17 protein-coding genes and 1 pseudogene are annotated in these 21,415 nt (G+C 64.3%); 7 read left to right on the top strand and 11 right to left on the bottom strand.

All coding sequences use genetic code 11. The features are described from left to right. The first annotated feature begins 37 nt into the window (after positions 1 to 37). Positions 38 to 562, top strand: coding sequence for a sigma-70 family RNA polymerase sigma factor (locus J3E61_RS15580; protein WP_192722084.1), 525 nt, complete (start codon positions 38 to 40; stop codon positions 560 to 562). Further along, on the top strand, positions 559 to 1,848 hold the full coding sequence (locus J3E61_RS15575) for a VOC family protein (RefSeq protein ID WP_210084163.1): 1,290 nt from the start codon (positions 559 to 561) through the stop codon (positions 1,846 to 1,848). The genes J3E61_RS15580 and J3E61_RS15575 overlap by 4 nt, the downstream gene beginning before the upstream one ends. Positions 1,849 to 1,855: 7 nt before the next feature. Here the strand turns inward: J3E61_RS15575 and J3E61_RS15570 are convergent, their stop codons facing one another. Together J3E61_RS15570 and J3E61_RS15565 are read right to left on the bottom strand one after the other, a co-directional pair. Beyond that, positions 1,856 to 3,031 (bottom strand): NAD(P)/FAD-dependent oxidoreductase, encoded by a 1,176-nt coding sequence (locus J3E61_RS15570; protein WP_210084162.1) that lies wholly within the window; start codon positions 3,029 to 3,031, stop codon positions 1,856 to 1,858. A 56-nt stretch (positions 3,032 to 3,087) separates the two neighbouring features. Continuing rightward, on the bottom strand, positions 3,088 to 3,534 hold the full coding sequence (locus J3E61_RS15565) for an AsnC family transcriptional regulator (RefSeq protein ID WP_192722087.1): 447 nt from the start codon (positions 3,532 to 3,534) through the stop codon (positions 3,088 to 3,090). 113 nt (positions 3,535 to 3,647) lie between these two features. On the opposite strand from J3E61_RS15565, the gene J3E61_RS15560 reads away from it, so the two are divergent. Genes J3E61_RS15560 through J3E61_RS15545 form a run of 4 tightly spaced genes read left to right on the top strand, consistent with a single transcriptional unit; the run spans position 3,648 to position 8,150 of the window. Continuing rightward, positions 3,648 to 4,460 carry an N-dimethylarginine dimethylaminohydrolase gene (locus J3E61_RS15560; RefSeq protein ID WP_210084161.1) on the top strand — a complete coding sequence of 271 codons (813 nt, stop codon included), beginning with the start codon at positions 3,648 to 3,650 and terminating at the stop codon, positions 4,458 to 4,460. A 14-nt stretch (positions 4,461 to 4,474) separates the two neighbouring features. Continuing rightward, positions 4,475 to 5,719: an ornithine--oxo-acid transaminase gene (gene rocD / locus J3E61_RS15555; protein WP_210084160.1), complete on the top strand. Its 1,245-nt coding sequence runs from the start codon at positions 4,475 to 4,477 to the stop codon at positions 5,717 to 5,719. Positions 5,720 to 5,736: 17 nt separating this feature from the next. Beyond that, the gene (locus tag J3E61_RS15550) at positions 5,737 to 7,272 is read left to right on the top strand and encodes an amino acid permease (RefSeq protein WP_210084159.1); all 1,536 of its coding nucleotides are present in this window, start codon (positions 5,737 to 5,739) and stop codon (positions 7,270 to 7,272) included. Then, positions 7,269 to 8,150 (top strand): universal stress protein, encoded by an 882-nt coding sequence (locus J3E61_RS15545; RefSeq protein WP_210084158.1) that lies wholly within the window; start codon positions 7,269 to 7,271, stop codon positions 8,148 to 8,150. The genes J3E61_RS15550 and J3E61_RS15545 overlap by 4 nt, the downstream gene beginning before the upstream one ends. Here J3E61_RS15545 and J3E61_RS15540 read toward each other — a convergent pair. From J3E61_RS15540 to J3E61_RS15525, 4 genes are all read right to left on the bottom strand, one after another. Further along, complete coding sequence (locus J3E61_RS15540; protein WP_192722092.1) at positions 8,147 to 9,001, bottom strand: SDR family mycofactocin-dependent oxidoreductase; 855 nt, start codon at positions 8,999 to 9,001, stop codon at positions 8,147 to 8,149. The two genes, J3E61_RS15545 and J3E61_RS15540, sit on opposite strands and share 4 nt — an antisense overlap. Before the next feature lie 67 nt (positions 9,002 to 9,068). Continuing rightward, complete coding sequence (locus J3E61_RS15535) at positions 9,069 to 10,310, bottom strand: arginine deiminase (protein ID WP_210084157.1); 1,242 nt, start codon at positions 10,308 to 10,310, stop codon at positions 9,069 to 9,071. Positions 10,311 to 10,318: 8 nt separating this feature from the next. After that, positions 10,319 to 11,761, bottom strand: a complete 1,443-nt coding sequence (locus tag J3E61_RS15530; RefSeq protein ID WP_210084156.1) for an amino acid permease — start codon at positions 11,759 to 11,761, stop codon at positions 10,319 to 10,321. A gap of 59 nt (positions 11,762 to 11,820) precedes the next feature. Next, positions 11,821 to 12,657, bottom strand: coding sequence for an SHOCT domain-containing protein (locus J3E61_RS15525; protein ID WP_210084155.1), 837 nt, complete (start codon positions 12,655 to 12,657; stop codon positions 11,821 to 11,823). Positions 12,658 to 12,790: 133 nt separating this feature from the next. On the opposite strand from J3E61_RS15525, the gene J3E61_RS15520 reads away from it, so the two are divergent. Further along, positions 12,791 to 14,110, top strand: a complete 1,320-nt coding sequence (locus tag J3E61_RS15520) for an MFS transporter (protein ID WP_210085581.1) — start codon at positions 12,791 to 12,793, stop codon at positions 14,108 to 14,110. 2 nt (positions 14,111 to 14,112) lie between these two features. On the opposite strand, the pseudogene J3E61_RS15515 reads toward J3E61_RS15520, so the two are convergent. The 5 genes and pseudogenes from J3E61_RS15515 to fusA form a co-directional block, all read right to left on the bottom strand. Continuing rightward, positions 14,113 to 14,913, bottom strand: a pseudogene (locus J3E61_RS15515) (cutinase family protein); the annotation flags it as partial. Positions 14,914 to 15,052: 139 nt separating this feature from the next. Beyond that, entirely contained in the window at positions 15,053 to 15,994 is a 942-nt protein-coding gene (locus J3E61_RS15510) for a hypothetical protein (RefSeq protein WP_210084154.1), read from the bottom strand. 175 nt (positions 15,995 to 16,169) lie between these two features. After that, on the bottom strand, positions 16,170 to 17,429 hold the full coding sequence (locus tag J3E61_RS15505; RefSeq protein WP_210084153.1) for a hypothetical protein: 1,260 nt from the start codon (positions 17,427 to 17,429) through the stop codon (positions 16,170 to 16,172). A 535-nt stretch (positions 17,430 to 17,964) separates the two neighbouring features. Further along, positions 17,965 to 19,155 carry an elongation factor Tu gene (gene tuf / locus J3E61_RS15500; protein ID WP_015304990.1) on the bottom strand — a complete coding sequence of 397 codons (1,191 nt, stop codon included), beginning with the start codon at positions 19,153 to 19,155 and terminating at the stop codon, positions 17,965 to 17,967. Positions 19,156 to 19,244: 89 nt separating this feature from the next. Continuing rightward, positions 19,245 to 21,350 (bottom strand): elongation factor G, encoded by a 2,106-nt coding sequence (gene fusA / locus J3E61_RS15495; RefSeq protein ID WP_192722098.1) that lies wholly within the window; start codon positions 21,348 to 21,350, stop codon positions 19,245 to 19,247. Between the last annotated feature and the right edge of the window lie 65 nt (positions 21,351 to 21,415).

The raw sequence follows: 21,415 nt of genomic DNA, 5'->3' as shown, positions 1-21,415 counted from the left end.
GCGTCGGAGTTGGCGCCGCGGCGGCGACGATAAGGGTGTGAGCGCCGAACCGAACGGCAACGACGCTCCGCAGACCCTGCTGGCGCTGTACGACGATGCCCTCCCGGTCGTATACGGGTACTTCGTCCGGCGCTGCGGCGACCGCGGAACCGCCGAGGATCTGACCTCGGACACCTTTCTGGCGGCGATGGATGCTGCCCGCAAGGAAACGCCTCCACCGATGACGATCCCGTGGCTGCTGGGGGTGGCGCGCCACAAACTCGCCGACCACTACCGGCGTCGGCACGACCGGTTCAGCGTGCCGGTGGCCGAACTTCCAGAAGCGGTGGACCCCGCCGACGGTTGGGATGCGGCGCTGGATCGCATAGTCGCCGAAAGCGTGCTCGCCAGACTGCCTGAGCAGCATCGCACGGTGCTGGCGCTGCGCTACATGGACGACTGCTCGGTGCCGGAGTGCGCCGAGTTGATCGGCCGCACCGTCCACGCGACGGAGGCGCTCTTGGTGCGGGCCAGGCGCGCCTTCCGATCTCACTATCCGGAGCCGGAAGGAGGGAAGCCATGAACAACAACACAGATCCGCTGACCGTGCTTCATGGCGACGAGCTTCCCGTCCAACCCGATCCGGAGTTCGCGGCCCGCCTTCGTGCCCGCCTGGAATCCGCTGTGACCTTTTTCGGGTCCCAACCCAACAGAACCCAAGGAGTCCTCATGAGTGGCACCGACACCGCCCTTGCCGAGCTCAACGAGCCAACCGTTGCGCCACCCCCACGTGCGGCGGCGCTGCCGTACCTGGCCGTTGCCAACGCGCGCGATGCCATTGCCTGGTACGTCGACACATTCGGCGCCGCAGTGGTGGGCGAGCCGTACGAGATGGACGACGGTCGCATCGGCCACGCCGAACTCGCAATTGGCGGAGGCGTGCTGTACCTGTCCGACGAGTATCCGGCCCTCGGGGTGAAAGCACCTGCACCACAAGCGACTTCGGTCAGCCTGATGCTCCACGTATCCGATACCGATGCCACGCTGGAACGCGCCAGGGAGCGGGGTGCGCAGGTGCAACGGGAAGCGTACGAGAACTACGGCGGCCGCAATGCCACGATCATCGACCCGTTTGGTCATCGCTGGATGCTCAGCGGACCGGTGACCGGCGCGGCCATTCCGATCCAGCACGGCGACGTCGGCTATGTCTCGGTCTGGACGCCCGACGCCGACCGGGCGGCGGCGTTCTACGGCCACGTGCTCGGGTGGATATACGACCCGCAGACCCACGAGGTCACCAACACCACGCAACACATCGGCGTCTACAGCGTCGCCAGTCCTCAGGGCATGCTCTGCTGCTATGCCGTTGCCGATCTGCAGGGCGCGCGCCGGGCGATCCTCGACGGCGGCGGCGCCGTAGGTGAGGTGCAACAGTTCGACTTCGGCACCGTGCTCGACGCCACCGACCCGCAGGGTATTGCATTCGCGGTGTTCCAGCCAAGGGCCGGCGAACCGCGACCTGCGCTCAACGGCGCTGGGCCGGGCGAACTTTCGTACATCACTTACGAAGTGCCCGACTCGGCGGCATTCAGGTCGTTCTACAGCGGGGTGCTGTTCTGGACCTTCGAACCGGGCCGCATCGACGACGGTTGGGGCGTGCAGCAGACCCATCCGATGGCCGGTGTCGCGGGTGGCAGCGCGACAGCGGTGACCGTGCCGATGTGGACGGTCGAAGACATCGACGCCGCGGTGGCCCGGGTACGCCAGGCCGGCGGCACGATCATCGAAGAGCCCTCACAGCAGCCTTACGGGAAGATGGCGCAGTGCACCGACGACCAGGGCACGCGCTTCTACCTCGGCGAGTTCTAGTGATTGCTCAGCCGAGGACGTCGGCGATGGGTGCGCCCGCGGCGATCTTGTTGCGGGCCTTCATCACCTTGCCCGGCATCCCGCCACCGACGACACCGGCGACCACACCGTCGCGCTCGTAGAACGCCAGGAACTTGCGGCCGTCGTCCTCGACGATGTGCACCGTGTCGGTGGCCTCGGGCTCACCGAGGCACTGGATCTTGACGTCGTACTGATCGCTCCAGAAGTACGGCACGGTGACCGTGGCCGGTGCGTCCTGGCCGAGCATCGCGGGCACCAGCGCACGCGCCTGGTCGGCAACATTGCTCCAATGTTCCACGCGCACTTGGTGTCCCACCGGATGACGCCACGATGCCACATCCCCGATCGCCCACACGTGCGCGGTGGCGGTATGGCCCACCTCGTCGCAGACGACGCCGTTGTCGACCTCGATGCCGCTGCCGTCGAGCCATCCGGTGGCCGGCGTCGAGCCGATCCCGACCACGACGATGTCCGCGTCGAGTTCGGCGCCGTCGCTCAGCGTGACCTTCTCGACCTTTTCGGAGCCGTGCACTTCGGCAACCCCGATGCCGCAGCGCACGTCGACGCCTTCGGCCTGGTGCAAGCGGGTGACCAAGGCACCGATCTGCTCGCCGAGCACCGACGCGAGCGGAGTCGGTTGCGGTTCTACCAAGACCACGTCCACGCCGAGCTTGCGCAGGCTGGCTGCCACCTCGCAGCCGATGAACCCGGCGCCGACGACGACGGCCTTGGTTGCCGAGTCCGCCTCGCTGCGCAGCTTCAGGCTTTCATCGAACGACCGCAGCACGTGGATGCCGGGGAGATCGGGGAACGACGGAATCCGCTTGGGCACCAGGCCTGTCGCGATGATCAGTTCGTCATAGCCGATCGAGCTGCCGTCGGCCAGTGTCACCGTCTTCACCTCGGTGTCCACCGATCGAGCGGCCTTACCGAGCAACATGGTGATGTCGTGCTCGGCGTAGAACTCGGCGGGTTTGAGGGTGACGTCGTCGGTCTCGGCGCGCAGCACCTCCTTCGACAGTGGCGGCCGGTCGTACGGCAGATGGTCTTCGTCGCTGACGATGGTGATCGCACCGGTGTACTCCGAGCGACGCAGTTGCTCTGCGGTGCGCGCGGCCGCCAGGCCTCCTCCGACGATGACGACGCCCCCACTGATAGCCATGCGCAGTTCTTACACGATCACTCGATGGTTGTGACTGCCACCCTGCGGTTGAGGTCTTAGCCCCGCATTCGATCGATGATGTTGGTGAGTACGACGATGCTCTCGCTGCGCTCGACGTCGGCGGCCGAGCGGATCCGTTCCAGCGCCTCCTCGAGGTGGCGCATGTCGCGGGCGAGCACGTGCAGGATCGCGTCGGCGGTACCGGTGACTGTCGCGGCGCTCACGACTTCGGGTATGTCGATCCACGCCTTGCGCAACTCATCCGGGGCGATGGTGCCGTGCCGGAACACCTGGACGTAAGCCTCGGTGTTCCAGCCGAGGGCATTGCGGTCGACGACCGTGGTGAAGCCGCGGATGACGCCGGTGTCGAGCATGCGGTCGACCCGCCGTTTCACGGCGGGCGCGGACAGGTTCACCCGTCCTCCGATCTCGGCGTATGTCGCCCGCGCATCCTCGGCCAATTCGGCGAGAATGCGCTCGTCGGTGTCGTCCAGACGCTCCATGATCACCTCCACGCAACAAACTGCCGTATTTTTAAGTTTGACACAATAGATCGCTGGGTTATACGCAACAAACGGCGATTGATTGCAAAAACTCCACCTTATACCGTCTAATCATGACGTTTACGCGCACGGCGCGCCCCCGCCACTACGCCATGACGGCACCGACCTTCTTCGCCGTCGAGTACGCCATCAACCCGTGGATGGATACGTCGACGACCGTCGACACCCACGTCGCGATGAACCAGTGGGAGAGCCTGCGGCAGACGTACAAGGAACTCGGCCACACCGTGGAGTTGATCGAACCCCTCGCCGGCCTGCCCGACATGGTGTACGCCGCCAACGGCGGCCTGGTGGTCGGTGGCGCCGCGGTGGTGGCCCGGTTCGCCTATCCGCAGCGTGCGGGCGAGTCGGCCGCGTACACCGAATGGATGACACGCCACGGTTTCGGGCCAACGCAGACGCGCCACGTCAACGAGGGGCAGGGCGATCTGCTCGTCGTCGGCTCAATCATCTTGGCGGGCTATGGATTTCGCACCGAGCTTGCTGCGCACGCAGAAATCGCCGCGCACGTCCGGATGCCGGTAGTGAGCCTCGAGTTGGTCGATCCGCGGTTCTACCATCTCGACACCGCGCTCGCTGTGCTCGACGACACCACGGTCGCGTACTACCCGCCGGCGTTCAGCGCCGAGGCACGGGTGAGGCTGCGCGAACTGTTCCCGGATGCGATCGAGGTAGCCGACGCCGACGCGAACGTGCTCGGCCTCAACGTCGTCTCCGATGGACTCAACGTGGTGATGCCCGCGGCGGCAACTGGTTTTGCCGAACAGTTGCGGATGGCCGGATTCCGGCCGATCGGGGTCGACCTGTCCGAACTACTCAAGGGCGGCGGATCCGTCAAATGCTGCACGCTGGAGGTACATCCGTGACCATCCTCGAATCCATGAGTGCTACCGACAATGCGATCGCCCTCGACGGCCGCTACGTCGCCCACAACTACTCCCCGCTGCCGGTGGTGGCGGCCAGCGCTGACGGCGCGTGGATCACGGACGTTCAGGGGCGCCGCTACCTGGATTGCCTGGCCGCCTACTCGGCGGTCAACTTCGGGCATCGCAACCAGGAGATCCTGGCCACCGCGCACGCACAACTCGACGCGGTGACCTTGGTCAGCCGCGCCTTCCACTCCGACCGCCTCGGCCCGTTCTGCGAGGCGCTGGCCGACTTGTGTGGCAAAGACATGGTTCTGCCGATGAACAGCGGCGCCGAGGCTGTCGAAAGCGGCATCAAGGTGGCTCGCAAGTGGGGTCACGACATCAAGGGCGTCCCAGCCGACAAGGGCAACATAGTGGTGGCGCACAACAACTTTCACGGCCGCACCACCACGATCATCAGTTTCTCCGACGACGAGACCGCCCGCCGCGGCTTCGGTCCGTACACCCCCGGCTTCCTGGCCGTGCCCTTCGGTCCCGACGATCCGCAAGCCGATGCGATGGCAGCCGCCATCGACGATGAGACCGTCGCAGTGCTGATCGAGCCGATCCAGGGCGAGGCCGGCATCATCGTCCCGCCCGCCGACTACCTGCAGCGGGTGCGCGCACTGTGCACCGAGCGCAACGTGCTGATGATCGCCGACGAGATTCAATCGGGCCTCGCCCGCACCGGTCGCACTTTCGCTTGCGACCACTTCGGCGTCGTGCCCGACATCTATCTGCTCGGCAAAGCCCTTGGCGGCGGCGTGGTTCCGGTGTCGGCAGTGGTGGCCAACAGCGAAATCCTTTCGGTGCTGCATCCGGGTGAGCACGGCTCGACGTTTGGTGGAAATCCGTTGGCCGCAGCGATCGGCACGACGGTGGTAGCCATGTTGCAGCGCGGCGAATTCCAGGCTCGCTCAGCAGAATTGGGCGATCGCCTGCATGCTCGGTTGCGTGCACTGATCGGGCAGGGTGTGGTCGCGGTGCGCGGCATGGGCCTGTGGGCCGGTGTCGACATCGAGCCGTCGTTGGCCACCGGCAAACAGATCAGCCTGAGGTTGGCCGAACGCGGTGTGCTGGTTAAGGACACGCATGGCTCGACGCTGCGGTTCGCGCCGCCGCTGGTTATTACGGCTGAGGAAATTGACTGGGCGATTGATCAGTTCGCCGACGTTTTGGCCGAGTCAGGCTCACACTTGACCGGTAGTTCAATCTAGGCACCACAGGAGGCGCCATGACCGCTCCACCGTTAAGCCTCTCCAAGCAGATATTCCGGCGCCGGCCCGTGATCGGCGCGCCGGTCGCGCATGGCGCCTCGGATCACCTCAAACGAAGTATCGGCACATTCCAGCTCACGATGTTCGGGGTTGGCGCCACTGTCGGTACGGGCATCTTCATCGTGCTGCAGCAGGCCGTGCCCAAAGCTGGCCCCGCCGTGCTGGTCTCGTTTGTGATCGCGGGTATCGCCGCTGGGTTGTCCGCGATCTGTTACGCGGAAATGGCGTCGTCGGTACCGGTGTCGGGGTCGACGTACTCGTACGCCTACTCCACCATGGGGGAGGTCGTGGCGATGGGTGTGGCCGCCTGTCTGCTGCTCGAGTACGGCGTTTCGATGTCGGCTACGTCGATCGGTTGGAGCGGCTACCTGAACGAACTCCTCAACAATCTGTTCGGATTTCAGATACCACACGCGCTGACCGCGGCACCCTTGGGAGAAGATCCCGGCATCGTGAATCTGCCGGCCATGATTCTCATCCTCATGTGCGCATTGCTGCTGATCCGCGGTGCTAGCGAGTCGGCGGCGGTCAACAGCATCATGGTGGTCATCAAGCTGGGTGTCCTTGCCTTGTTTGTCGCGATCGCATTCACGGCGTTCACAACCGATCACTTCGCTGGTTTCTGGGACAAGGGTTTCGCCGGCATCACCGCGGGTGCCAGCACGATTTTCTTCACGTTCATCGGACTTGACGCAGTCTCTACTGCCGGCGACGAGGTGAAGAACCCACAGAAGACGATGCCGCGGGCGATCATCGGGGCTCTTGTCGTCGTCACGAGCATCTACATCCTGGTGGCCTTCGCCGGCCTGGGTACGCAGTCCGCTGACGACTTCGGGTCAGATGAGCAGTCTGAAGCCGGGCTGGCGGTGATCCTGCAGAACATCCTCCACGGCCAGACCTGGGCCGCCACCGTACTGTCGGCGGGCGCGGTGATTTCGATCTTCTCAGTGACGCTCGTGGTGATGTACGGACAGACCCGCATCCTGTTCGCGATGGGCCGCGACGGTCTGCTGCCGTCGATGTTCGCGAAGGTCAACCCCCGCACCATGACTCCGGTCAACAACACGATCATCGTGGCCGCGATTACCGGTATCTTGGCCGGCTTCGTGCCACTCGACTACCTGTGGGATCTGGTGTCGATCGGAACGCTGGTCGCCTTCATCACGGTCTCGATAGGGGTGATCATTCTGCGGGTCCGCGAGCCCGACCTGCCCCGCGCATTCAAGGTCCCGGGCTACCCCGTGACGCCGGTGCTGTCGGTCATCGTGTGCGGCTGGGTGCTGTGGGGCCTGCCCCGGATCACCTGGCTGTGGTTCGCCATCTGGGTCGCCGTGGTATTGGCCTTCTACTTCCTCTGGGGCCGTCGCCACAGCGCGCTCAACGACGGCGGCGACGGCTTCATTCCAGGCCAGGTTCCCGGCGACGACGACGTCATGTTCGTCGAAGAGCCCGCCGACCATCACTTCGTCACCAAGCACAAGGATGAGCCGTGACCGTCGCCGTCGGCTACCTGGCAGGCAAGTGCGGCACCTCGCCACTCTTCTTGGCAGTCGAAGCGGCGAAGACCCTGAAGACGTCGCTGACGGTCGTCACAGTGGTTCCGCGACCGTGGATGACGCCATCACTGGGTCGGGTCGACGCCGAATACGCCCAGTACGCAGAACAATTGGCTGCGAACTCGGCCAAGCAAGCACAAGAGTGCATCGACTCGATAGCCAGTGGACTCGAGGTGAATTACCACAAAGTCGCCCACCGGTCGGCGTCCGGCGGGCTGTTGGACGCGGCGTCGAAACTCGAGGCCGACGTGCTCATCCTGGGGTCGGCATCCGGCGGCAGCCTCGGCCAGGTGGTGGTCGGATCGACGGCAGATCGGCTGTTGCACTCGTCGCCAGTGCCCATGGCGATCGCACCACGCGGCTATCGAGGATCGAAATCCGGTGGGCTGACCCGGATTACCGCTGCATACCCGGGCACTCCGGAGACTCTGCATGTGGTTGAGCGGGTTGCCGCGCTCGGTGAGCGGCTCGGCGTGCCGATGCGCGTCGTCACGTTCGCCGTTCGTGGCCGCACCATGTATCCGCCGGAGGTGGGGCTGAGTGCCGAAGACTCCATCCTTGACCAGTTGGCAGCCCATGCGCGAGAAACGCTGGCGCAGTTGAAGACCGACGGCGTGGTTGGCAAGGACGTGGAGTTGGCCGTGGTCACCGGCAATGGCTGGGACGAGGCACTGGACGCGGCCGACTGGCAGGACGGTGACCTGCTGGCCATCGGCACCTCGCCGGTTGGCGGCATCGCGCGGGTGTTCCTCGGTTCGCGCGGCTCAAAGATCCTGCGGCACAGTCCCGTTCCGGTGTTGGTGTTACCGGGCTAGTACTTCATGGTGCCGCGGTCGACGGCGATCTGGCTACCCGAGATCGTCCTCGAACCGTCACCGGCCAGCCAAGCCACCACGTCCGAAACCTCTTCGGCCGTCATGAATTCCTGCAAGCCCTTCTTGCCCTCGTGGTTGACCGGGTGATACGGCATCGGCGAGAAGCTGGGCAGGTACTGCGGGTATTTCGAGAAGATGGCCATCATCGCCTCCTTCTCCACCATCGGCGTGTCGATCGAATACGGGTGGATCGAGTTGACCCGAATCCCATACTCCCCCACCTCGATCGCCAACGCGTTGGTCAGTGCCACGACACCGTGCTTGGACGCGGAGTAATGCCCGTTGCCCGGCGTGGCCTTCAGACCGGCCGACGAGCTGACGATGATGATGGACCCGCCGTTGCCCGCTTCGATCATCGCGGGCACCGCGGCGCGGATGGTCCGCCACGTGCCGTTGAGGTTGACATCGATGACGGTGTCCCACTGAGCCTCGGACATCTCGAACATCCGGCCCCAGCTCAGCACGCCGGCGTTGGCCACGACGATGTCCAGTCGGCCGAACTGCTCGACACCGTCGGCCACCACCTGCTGCAGTGCGGCCAGGTCGCGAATGTCGACCTGACGCGCCAGCACCTTGCGACCGGTGGCCTCGACCGCGGCCACGGTCTCGGCCAGCTCCTCTGGAGTAGCCAGCGGATAGGTGATGGTTTCCGAGACCGGGCCGCAGATGTCGATCGCGATGATGTCGGCACCCTCGTTGGCCAGCTTGATCGCGTGCGCCCGGCCCTGGCCGCGCGCGGCCCCGGTAATGAATGCCACTCGGCGTTGGAGGCTGCCGCTCGATGCCGTCACCGCTGCTCCTTTCGTGAGCTTGCGGACCAGGCTAACAGCAGAACTGGAACGTGTTCTAGTACACCCGTCAGGCGGGGTCGCGGATCAGCGGACACGTCATGCAGTGGCCCCCGCCGCGGCCGCGGCCGAGCTCCGCGCCGACGATGGTTATCACCTCGATGCCAGCCCGGCGCAGCAGAGTGTTCGTGTGGGTGTTGCGGTCGTATGCGAACACCACTCCCGGTTCTACGGCAACGAGGTTGTTGCCGCTGTCCCACTGTTGGCGCTCCGAGTCGTAGGCGGATCCGCCCGTCTCGACCACCCTCAACTTGCCGAGCCCGAGCGCAGCGGCCACCACCTCGACGAACGGCTTGTTCGCCTCGACAACCTCGACGCTGATGTCGTTGTCGCTTGGGTGCAGCGTGAAGGTCTGCAGGGCGTCGACGATATCGGGATAAATGGTCACCACGTCGCGATCGGCGAAGGTGAAGATGGTGTCCAGGTGCATCGCCGCCCGCAGCTTGGGCATGCCAGCGACGATCACCTGCGTCGCGGCCTCTTCGGCGAACAGCCGGGACGCCACCTGGGTGATCGCCTGCCGCGATGTGCGTTCGCTCATCCCGATGATGACCACGCCGTTGCCAGGCACGAGCACGTCGCCGCCCTCGATTGTGGCCATGCCCCAATGCTTTTCGGGATCACCCCACCACACCTTGGAGCCGACGAAGTCGGGGTGGAACTCGTAGATCGCCTTCATCAGCAGGGTCTCGTCATGTCGCGCAGGCCAGAACAACGGATTGAGCGTCAGCCCGCCATAGATCCAGCAGGTGGTGTCGCGCGTGTAGAGCGTATTCGGCAGGGGCGGCATCAAATACTCTGTGACACCGGTACTTTCGCGTGCCAGCGCGCGGTAGCCCGATTGCAGCTCCTTGGGCAGGTCGCGGGTGGACATGCCGCCGATCAGCAACTCGGCGAGTTGGCGCGGCTGCAGCGAATCCAGGTAGCCGCGGGTGTCGTCGACAAGTCCGAGGCCGACCTCGTTCGGAACGATTTTGCGGTCAAGCAGCCAGTCCCTGCCCGCCGGGATCTCCATGGTTTCGGTGAGCACGTCGTGTAGTTCGACCACCTCCACGTCGCGGTCGCGCATCTTGTCGATGAAGTCGAAGTGGTCGCGACGGGCGTTCTGCACCCACAACACGTCGTCGAACAACAAGTCGTCACAATTCGTTGGGGTGAGGCGCTCATGCGCCAAGCCGGGCGAGCACACCAGTACCTTGCGCAGCTTGCCGACCTCGGAGTGAACGCCATAGCTGGCAGACGCATTCGTCACGACTACTCCTAGATTTCGATCGCCCCTGTAGCCAAGGACACCACACCCGCGACCGCCCCGAGGACGATCACCCCGAACAGCACCGCTTCGGCGGGCCTGAACACCCGCAGACGGCGTTCCCGGCGCGCTATGAAGTAGAGCGCTGCGGCCGGTGCGTACAAGATGCACGACAGCAGAAGCTTGTCGACTCCGGCCGCAGAAACCAGGAACAGGGTGTACGCCGTCGCCACCGCCGCGATGATCATGTCTGGCACAAGCGACTTTCCGGCGTCGTAGGTCTCTCGCGTGATCGTCAACTTCAGCGCGTACGCCGCCGCCAGCAGGTACGGAATGAGAGACAACGCGGCGGTGAGGTCCAGCATGAAATCGAGCGCGTCAGCGGCGAACAGCAGAGCGACAAGCAACAGTGAAATCATGCAGGCGGCCATGATCAATGCGGTCACCGGCGCACCGTGGCGATTGGTCCGGGCCAGGAACCGCGGCATGTCCTCACTTTTGGCGGGAATGTAGAGGACCTCCGCGGCCATCAACGTCCACGCGAGATACGCGCCAAGCACCGAAACGATGACGCCGACACGGATGACGATCGACCCCCATGGTCCGACGATCGATTCCAGCACGGCGGCCATCGACGGCTGACTGACGCCAGCCAACGTGCTCTGGGGCATCACGCCATACGACACCAATGTCACCAGCGCGAAAACGCTGAGCACGCTCAGGAAGCCGATGACCGTTGCTCGCCCGACGTCCTCACGCCTGCGCGCCATTCGCGAGTACACGCTCGCGCCCTCGATGCCGAGGAACACGAACACGGTGATCAGCATCGTGCCCCTGGCTTGGTCGAACACGGAGGCAGCCGAGTAGTCCTTGTCGCCCCAGAAATTGTCGGCAAAGACATCAGCCTTGAATGCGATGATCGCGATCACGATAAACATCAGAATCGGCACGACTTTGGCAATGGTGACAACGTAATTGATCACCGCCGCGTCCTTCACGCCACGCATCACAAGGAAGGCGAACAGCCAAACCCCGACGGCCGACACCACGACCGCGAGGACCGTGTCGCCCGCCCCGAGTCCGGGTATCAGCGCGCTCATGGTCGCGGTGATCACCACCCAGTACGACGTGTTGCCTGCGCACGCCGACGCCCAATATCCGATCGCCGAATTGAAGCCGACGTAGTCACCGAATCCGGCCTTGGCGTAGGCGAAAATGCCGGCGTCCAGTTCAGGCTTGCGCATCGCCAAGCGCTGAAACACGAAGGCCAGCATCAACATTCCGGTGCCCGCGATGGTCCACGCGATGATCGCGCCGACCACACCCGTCTCGGCGCCGAACCGGCGGGGCAATAGGAAGACCCCGGAGCCGATCATCGAGCCGACGACCATCGCGGTCAGTGTTGGGAGACTGACCTTTTCGGTTACCTTTTCCGGTTGCTCCGTCGCCGTCATGACAGTCGCAACAAGACTATGCGACTCAGGTGAACGGCATTGAGGATTCTACGATCCGGCTATAGATCGGAGAGGATCTGCTGGCGCTTTGCGTTGTATTCGTCGTCGGAGATCGCGCCGGTGGCGCGCAACGTCTCCAGCTCTTGCAGCCGCTGTGCGGTGGTGGGCTCTGGCGCGGGAGCAGGGGGAGGCGCATAGGGCGCCCCGGCGGGGGCAGGAGCGGCGGGGGCCTGCTGGGCCGCCGCGGCGCGCCGGACAACGGCCTGCACTTGCGCGCGGGCCGCGGGGTTCGAGCGCAGGTCGATCATGTTGTTCAGCCCGATGCCGTTCGCCTTGAGGATCTGCAGGATCTCCATCAGCGGGCCGGCCTGCCCGCTGAGGTCGTAAGTCCTGTTGTCCTCGGCGATGGTGAAGTTCGCAGGCATCACGCCAGCGACCAAAGCGCTTCGCTCCCAATCGATTTGGTACTCATTGGTAGCAGGGTCGACGAGCGCGACCAGTTTGCGGCTGGTGATCATCGGCAGCCGCGTGATCGACGCGATCACCCGGTCCTGGGTGGCGAACGGGTTGATGCCGGGGCCCGAGATCTGCAGGTCGATCTTCACCAACGGCTGCTCGTTGATGCGGGTGCCGGTTTCATGGATGCCGACGACCTGTGCCAGCGCCAGGACGCCGCTCTGTTCGAGCGCCTGGGTCTTGGCGGCCGACTTTGCGCCGAAATTCGCCAGCGCCAACGCGATCAGCACGTCGGCCACGGTGATGAGCAGGCCGACCCAGAGCATCCAGCTCATGATGCTCATCTGGCCGAGCGCGAAGTAGACCGCCAAAAAGATCGGACCGACGAGACCGCCAAAGATGAGCACCGTGATCTGGGACTTGATGTACCGCCCTAACATCTGCCACGCTCCTGTCGTTTGCCAGCTTCGCGTGTCAGATTAGCGCCAATCCGGCGATTGTGAGCCGTATCGTCGGGCCGTGAGCGCGAGGGGCGAATCTGTGCGTTACCGGTGGATCCTTGCGGCCGTCTCGATGGCGCTGTTCTGCGTGCAAATCGACTACTTCGCCATGAATCTCGCGCTTCCCCGGATGGCGCTCGATCTGAAAACCACCACGCCCGACCTGCAATGGGTGATCAGTGTTTACATGCTCGCGCTGGGGGCCTTCATGGTGCCCGCGGGCCGTATCGGCGATATCTTCGGCCGCAGGCGCGCGCTGCTCGCGGGCGTTGCGCTGTTTGGGGTGGCGTCGGCGCTGTGCGCATTGGCACCGACAGCGGGACTGGTCATCACCTTTCGCGCTCTGCAGGGCGTCGGTGCGGCGCTGATCTTTCCGGTTTCCGTGAGCGTGCTGACCAATGCCTTTCCGGCCGCGCGCGCCAGTCATGCGATCGGGTTGGCTTACGGCATAGCGGGATTGGGCAATGCAGCGGGCCCGTTGATCGGCGGGCTGCTCACCGAGACGATCGGCTGGCGCTGGATATTCTGGCTGAACGTACCGCTCACGCTTGCCGTGCTGGTCATAGCGGCCCGGTTCATCACGGAGTCGTATGACGAGTCGGTGCCGCGTCGCATCGACGTTGCAGGGTTGGCGCTGATCACCGCCGGAATTGGCTTGTTCACGTTGGCATTTGACCGAGGCCCGACGTGGGGGTGGCTTTCGGCGCCGACGGTTGTCGCGTTCGGGTGCGCGTTGGCGGCACTCGCGGTGTTCGTCGCCGTCGAGAACCGCGTGCGCTGGCCATTGGTGGATCTGTCGCTGGCCCGCAACGCACGGTTCACCGTCTTGGTCATCGCAGGGACCGTGGCGAACGTCGCTTACGGCGTCACGATCTTCTTGTCGACGATGTACCTGCAGCAGGTGCGCGGACTCGATCCGCTGGCAGCAGGACTGGCCTTCCTCGGACCGTCGGCGGGTGCCGCGTTGGGCGGCGTATTGGCGGGCCGGCTCGCGGCCAGCCGGCCGCCGGTCCTCGTGATGGGTGCGACGACGGTCGCCGCAGCACTGTCGCTTGCGGCGCTGGGCGCGTCGCACAGCTGGGTCCTGTATCTACCCGCGCTGAGCGCGTGCGGATTCACGCTGGGCTTGGTCTACGCGTTCACTACGGTCGCGACTCAAGCGGTGGTGCGCACCGAGCGCGCGGGCGAGGCAGCCGGTGTGACCCTCACAGCGTTGGTCACGCTTGCCGGTGTCGGCGTTGCGGTATCGGGAACGGTGCTCGAGATGCTTCAGCGGGTCGGGATGTCGCCTGCCGGTGCCATTGACGCCATCGTCGTGGTGCTGGCTGCGCTGTTGCTGCCCGCCGGTGTGGTGGTGCTGTCGATTGCACGGGTATCCAAACCGGGCACCTGAGGCGCCGGACCGAGCAGGAAGTACAGCGGCGCGGTCCAGGCCAGGCTCTGCGTCTGGCCCACGCCGTAGCTGGTGTGGACGGCGACGCGCCGTGCATACGCCGCTTTGGAATCATCGCCGTCTTCGTCGTAGTCGCAGACCGCGTCGTTGAGATTGCAGACGCTGATGGTGCGCGCGCCGAGTTCCGGAGCCAGCGGCGCGGGCGCGTGAGCCAGGATCGGCCAATCCTGGGCGACACCTTTGCCGCGCTCGGGGATTCCGCTCGCGGTGCCCAGGTTGAGGGTGGGATCCTCGGGCCGCCGGTCACCGTCGGCGATCAGCAGCACCGCAGTGAGGTTCGGGCTGCCCGCAAGCGCGGCCAGGTTCCGGTGCACGACCATGGCGCCCTGCGAGTAGCCGGCCAACACGACCTTGGAGGTCGGGCACTGCGCAACGAACGTGGCGTACTGCTCGCCAAGAGCCTTTGCACCCGCGTCGACACTGCCCATGAAGCCGAGCCACGCCCCGACGCCGCCGTTGTCGTCGGGAACCGGCACCGCCGGATAGTCGACGGCCTCAGCGGTCATCGTGCGGCCGTCCTGTTGCAGCTGCGACGACAGATCGGCAAGGGATTGATTGACCACCCGGCCCATGCCGTTATATGTGGTCAGATCCGCGCCTGTGCGTTCGCCGGATCCGGCGGCGCCGATCCAGTGCACGTCCGGGCAGCCGGGCGCAGCTGAGGCAGTGGCGGCCGAGACGCCGGCGAATACGGCACTGGCGGCGGCTGCTGCGCAGGCAAGCGTTGTGACACGACGAAACATGGAACCCCAACCCTTCTCCGGCCCTACCAGGACCTTCGGGAGGTTCATCGTCCCTACCTGCGCACGCGTTACACGTGTCACAATGAAGCGCTGGGCCGCCGACGGTACGGTCGACGGCCCAGCGCAGTCCGGGTTATCGCTAGCCGCTGCTACCGCCGCTGCTGCTGCCGCCGCTGCTGCTGCCGCCGCTGGTCCCGCCGGTGCTGCTACTACTGGAGTTGCCGTTACCACTCGAGGTGTTCGAGCTCGAGTTGTTGTTCGACAAGTTGCCAGATCCCACGCCGGAAGCACTGGTGGTGGCATTGCCGCCGATCGCGGTGCCTCCCGTCGCGCGTCCGCTTGTCGCGGTTCCCGAGTTGGTGGCCGAGCCGCCGGTCGCTGCTCCACCCGTGGAACTGCCGCTGGTGACGGAGCCGCTCGTGGCTCCCCCGCCTGCGCCTCCGGTGGCGTTGGCCTCGCCGCCAGTCTGGTTGGTGTTTACATCGCCACCGGTGGCGTCGCCGGTAGTTCCACCGGTCGCGCTGTTTGCACCGCCGGCGGCGGTATCGCCCGCTGCCGTATTGAGAGCGTTCGTCTGGGTCGCCGCAGCGACTTCGGCAGCGGTGCCGCCGAGCGCCGCGTTTGCGGCGGGGCCGCCGACGCCCGCTCCATTGAGGTTCGCGCCGCCCAGCGCCGCCCCCAGGCCTCCGATGCCGCCCACCGCCGGATTGATCCCGACCGCCGGGTTGACCGCCGCGCCTCCGACCGCCAGCCCGCCGATCGGCACACCGGCTTCAGTGGCAGTGCTGAGAGCGGGGCCACCGACCGCGTTGCCGCCAACCGCAGGAGCCGCGTTGGCCACCGTGGCGACCCCGAGGCTGAAGAGGTTGAGCTGCGCGTTGAGGATGTTGCCCGTACCGAGGGCAAGCTGATTGGAGTTGCCATTTCCACTGGTGCCGATGACAAGATTGTTGCCGCTCGCAATGGGAACGTTGTTTCCGCTCAACAGCCACCAACTGGAATCGGTGTCGGCATACGCCGTCGGTGAATTGATTGTCATGAGCGCGCCGAATCCAATGGCGCTGCCGGCGACGGCGCTCATCGCAATCGCACGATTGAGCTTCACTGGTATCGGCGATTTGCGTGTCTTGCGATGCTTATTCATTTCTGAAAGTCCTTCTTGTGTCGACGTTGTTCGGTTGTCGTTTGTGATGCAGTGCGACACTCAGCGACGACACTGCCGATTGCGTTCACTTCATTCGCACCTCCTGCTCACCTCACCCCGCTCCTGAACCGCCTGCGCCTCCCGAGCCAGCTGAATCGCCGGAACCGGAGGTTCCGCTTGTGCCGGAAGTCCCGCTTGTGCCAGAGGTTCCGCTGGTACCCGATGTGCCGCTGGTACCTGATGTCCCGACGGAACTCGTTGTGCTGCTGCCACTTTCAGCCACAGTGGACGTAGAGGAGCTGACCTGGCCGGAGGTTCCCGCCGAAGACGTCGACGTGGGGGTCGTGCTGGATGTGGTGAGCTGACTGCCGGACTGGCTGCCACTGAGCTCCGCCGGACGAGGACTCAGGCCGATGTCCCCGATACTCGTCTGGGGGTTGTCGACATTGCTCGTACCGACCGCCGTCTGATTGGTGTTGCCATTGCCGGTGGAACCCGTCGATATGACGCTGCCCGACCCGCCGACCGTCGTTTGGCTGTTATTGCCGTTACCGGTCGCTTCGTTTGTGACCGCCGTGTTGTTGCTTTGATTTGAGCCGCCAATGCTCACTTGGGGGTTCGTTATGTTCGACGTGCCGACTGCGGTTTGAGTGGTGTTTCCGTTGCCGGTCGCACCACCGAGGAAACCTCCCCACAGTCGGGTGACGGCTCCCAGAAGTCCACCGGCTTGCGTCACGGCAGCCTGGCTGTAGTTCCCGTTGTTCTCCGCGAGATTGGTGATCGCGGTGTTGTTGCTGACGTTCGGGCCGAAGATGCTGAACTGCGGATTGACGATGTTGCCCGAGAAGAACGCGAACTGAGTAGCGTTGCCGTTTCCGGTCATTCCACCGAACCAGCCCGGCCACAGTCCAGGGACCGATGTCACCGAGGCGGCGGTGTTGTTGCCGTAACCGCTGGCGACGTTGGTGTTCGTCGTGTTGTTGCTCAAATTTCCGCCGAAGAGGCTGGTTTGCGGATTGAAGATGTTGAACGACAGGAAGCTGATCTGGGTGACGTTGTTGACGGGGCCCTGCGCGGCTCCGCCGATCACGAGCTCTTGATTCCAAAAGCCCTCGATGAACTGGGTGATCGGGTTGTTGAAGAGCGGATTGTTGACGAGCGGATTGTTGAAGGTACTGGTCGTGCCGTTGTCACCGGTCGAGTTGTTGCTGACGTTGGGACCGAGCAGCCCCAGCTGCGGATCGAAAATGTTGCCCTGAACGAGGTTGACCCGAACCTCGTTCGTGCTGCCGTTTCCTGCCGTGGAGCGAAACACGATGGTCAGCGCCTGGACGGTCGGGGTCGCCATCTCCACCGCCGCGCCGATGCACATGCATGCACCGCCCACCACCACCACGCGCGTCAGCGTGGATCGTTTACGAGGCTGTCTATGCGCGCCCGTAGTCGTCTGTTGTTGCAGGCCATAGCCGCTACACCGTGTCATCGGCGTTCCCCATCCCGCGTACCCGAAGCTGGAAGAACTCGCTTACGCAGACGTTAAAACTTTGCTAGCTAATGTGTCAAGGGTCACATCTGCCAGGGATGGGTGCGGACACTGCGGTTTTGGCGAAGATCACGGCGCGTAGGCGGTGGCCAGATAGCTGCCGCCCTAGGTCACAATATCCACGTATAGCTGCAGTTATTCGGGTTTCGCCGGTCGCCGCTACGGGGTTGACGCAAGCGGTAATTCTTGCGCAAGCAAACTAACTAAGCTGATAATTAATTTTTACGTTCGAGCAAAATTATCGGTTCCGCTGTTAACTCAAGCGGGAGTTGGTAGGGTGCGGCTGCCAACACCAGCTCGCGCACAACACGAAAGCGGCGCCCACCGGAAAGGTGAGCGCCGCTTTGCGGTACTAAGTGTCAGATCACTTGATGATCTTGGTAACCCGGCCGGCGCCGACGGTACGGCCACCCTCGCGGATCGCGAAGCGCAGGCCCTCGTCCATGGCGACTGGCTGGATGAGCTTGACGGAAATGTCGGTGTTGTCACCGGGCATGACCATCTCGGTGCCCTCCGGCAGCGTCACCACACCGGTCACGTCGGTGGTGCGGAAGTAGAACTGCGGACGGTAGTTGTTGAAGAACGGCGTGTGGCGGCCGCCCTCGTCCTTGGACAGGATGTAGACCTGGCCCTCGAACTCGGTGTGCGGCGTGGTGGTGCCGGGCTTGATCACAACCTGACCGCGCTCGACGTCCTCACGCTTGATGCCACGAAGCAGCAGACCGACGTTGTCACCGGCCTGGCCCTGATCGAGCAGCTTGCGGAACATCTCGACACCGGTGACCGTGGTCTTGGTGGTCTCGGGACGGATGCCGACGATCTCGACTTCCTCGTTCACGTTGACCACGCCGCGCTCCACACGACCGGTGACCACGGTGCCGCGGCCGGTGATCGTGAAGACGTCCTCGACGGGCATCAGGAACGGCTTGTCGGTCTCGCGAACCGGATCCGGGATCGACTCATCGACCGCGTCCATCAGCTCCTCGACGGACTTGACCCACTTCTCGTCGCCCTCGAGCGCCTTCAGCGCGGAAACCCGGATGACCGGGGCATCCTCGTCGAACTCCTGGGCGGCCAGCAGCTCGCGGACCTCCATCTCGACGAGCTCGATGAGCTCCTCGTCATCCACCGCGTCGGCCTTGTTCAGGGCGACCAGGATGTAGGGCACACCAACCTGGCGGGCCAGCAGCACGTGCTCACGGGTCTGCGGCATCGGGCCGTCGGTCGCGGCGACTACCAGGATCGCGCCGTCCATCTGGGCGGCACCGGTGATCATGTTCTTGATGTAGTCGGCGTGACCGGGGGCGTCGACGTGCGCGTAGTGACGCTTCTCGGTCTGGTACTCCACGTGGGAGATGTTGATCGTGATACCGCGCTGACGCTCTTCAGGCGCATTGTCGATCTGGTCGAATGCGCGCGACTCGTTCAACTCGGGGTACTTGTCGTGCAGAACCTTGGTGATTGCTGCAGTAAGCGTGGTCTTGCCGTGGTCAACGTGACCGATGGTCCCGATGTTGACGTGCGGCTTCGTCCGCTCGAACTTCGCCTTCGCCACTGTGTTGTCCTCCTGGACTGTGTTGGTGCTTGTTGTAAAGCAGGTTTGATCTTTGCAGTTGTTCTTCGCCGCGGTGACGGCAGGTCAGGTTACTGACCCGTCGCCTTAGCGATGATTTCCTTCGACACGTTGGCCGGAACTTCGGCATACGAGTCGAACACCATGGAGTAGTTCGCCCGGCCCTGGGTCTTCGACCGAAGGTCTCCGACGTAACCGAACATCTCCGACAGCGGCACATGCGCCTTGACGACGCGTGCACCTGCCCGCTCCTCCATGGCCTGGATCTGACCACGGCGGGAGTTCAGGTCGCCGATCACTTCACCCATGTAGTCCTCGGGCGTGGTGACCTCGACGGCCATGATCGGCTCCAGGATCACCGGTTGTGCTTGTCCCGCAGCCTTTTTCAGTACCTGCGAGCCGGCGACCTTGAATGCCATTTCCGAGGAGTCGACCTCGTGGTAGGCGCCGTCGAGCAGGGTGACCTTCACGTTCACCAGCGGGTAGCCGGCGAGCACGCCGTACTGCATGGCGTCCTGGGCACCCGCGTCGACCGACGGGATGTACTCACGCGGGATACGGCCACCGGTCACCTTGTTCTCGAACTCGTAGGTGGCACCGTCCTCGCCCGTGAATGGTTCGAGGTCGATGAGCACCTTCGCGAACTGGCCGGAGCCACCCGTCTGCTTCTTGTGGGTGAACTCGACCTTCTCGACCTTGCGCCGAATGGTCTCCTTGTAGGCCACCTGCGGCTTGCCGACGTTGGCCTCGACCTTGAACTCGCGCTTCATCCGGTCAACCAGGATGTCGAGGTGAAGCTCGCCCATGCCACCGATGACGGTCTGGCCGGTCTCCTGATCGAGGTGCACCTTGAAGGTCGGATCCTCCTCGGCGAGCTTCTGGATCGCCGTGCCGAGCTTTTCCTGGTCGCTCTTGGTCTTGGGCTCGATGGCCACCTCGATCACCGGATCGGGGAAGGTCATCGACTCCAGCACGACCTGCTGGTTCGGATCCGACAGGGTGTCGCCGGTGGTGGTGTCCTTCAGACCGATCACCGCGTAGATGTGGCCTGCCGACGCGCGCTCGACTGGGTTCTCCTTGTTGGAGTGCATCTGGAACAGCTTGCCCAGCCGCTCTTTCTTACCCTTGGTGGCATTGATGACCTGCGAGCCGGACTCGACGGTGCCCGAGTAGACCCGAACGTAGGTGAGCTTGCCGAAGAACGGATGCGTGGCCACCTTGAACGCCAGCGCCGAGAACGGCTCGTCGACGGAGGGCTTGCGGGTGATCTCCTCGTCCTCCTTGCCGGGGGCATGCCCCACGGCAGGCGGCACGTCCAGCGGCGACGGCAGGTAGTCGATCACCGCGTCGAGCATGGGCTGCACGCCCTTGTTCTTGAAGGCGCTGCCACACAGCACGAGGTAGGCCTCGGAGTTGATGGTCAGCTTGCGCAGCGCACCCTTGATCTCCTCGACCGACAGTTCCTCGCCGCCGAAGTACTTCTCGAGCAGCGACTCGTCGGTCTCAGCGACCGCCTCGAGCAGCTTGGTGCGGTACTCGTCTGCCTTCTCCTGCAGATCGGCTGGAATGTCGATGGTCTCGTAGGTCTCACCGAGCTTGGTCTCGCCGCGCCACACCTTGGCCTTCATCTCGACCAGGTCGACGACGCCCTCGAAGTCACCCTCGGAGCCGACGGGCAGCTGGATCGGAATGACGTTGGCGCCGAGACGCTCCTCCATCGTGCGAACCGAGAAGTAGAAGTCGGCGCCGATCTTGTCCATCTTGTTGACGAAACAGATGCGCGGAACGTCGTACTTGTCGGCCTGCCGCCAAACCTGCTCGGACTGCGGCTCGACACCTTCCTTGCCGTCGAACACGGCAACGGCACCGTCGAGCACGCGCAGGCTGCGCTCCACCTCGACGGTGAAGTCGACGTGTCCCGGGGTGTCGATGATGTTGATCTGGTTGTCGTTCCAGAAGCATGTGGTGGCCGCGGAGGTGATGGTGATCCCCCGCTCCTGCTCCTGCTCCATCCAGTCCATCGTCGCGGCGCCGTCGTGCACCTCACCGATCTTGTAGCTGATACCGGTGTAGTAGAGGATGCGCTCGGTCGTCGTCGTCTTGCCGGCATCGATGTGCGCCATGATGCCGATGTTCCGGACCTTGGTCAGGTCGGTAAGCACGTCCTTCTGTGCCACAGAAGTCTTCTCTTTCGCTTGATCGTTGCTGTTGTCAGGCTTGACACCCCAGCGCCTGCGGCTGC

The organism is Mycobacterium sp. OAE908, assembly GCF_017872775.1.
Lineage (GTDB): Bacteria > Actinomycetota > Actinomycetes > Mycobacteriales > Mycobacteriaceae > Mycobacterium.
The sequence above is the reverse complement of the archived record's forward strand: the minus strand, read 5'-3'. Positions and strand labels throughout refer to the sequence as shown.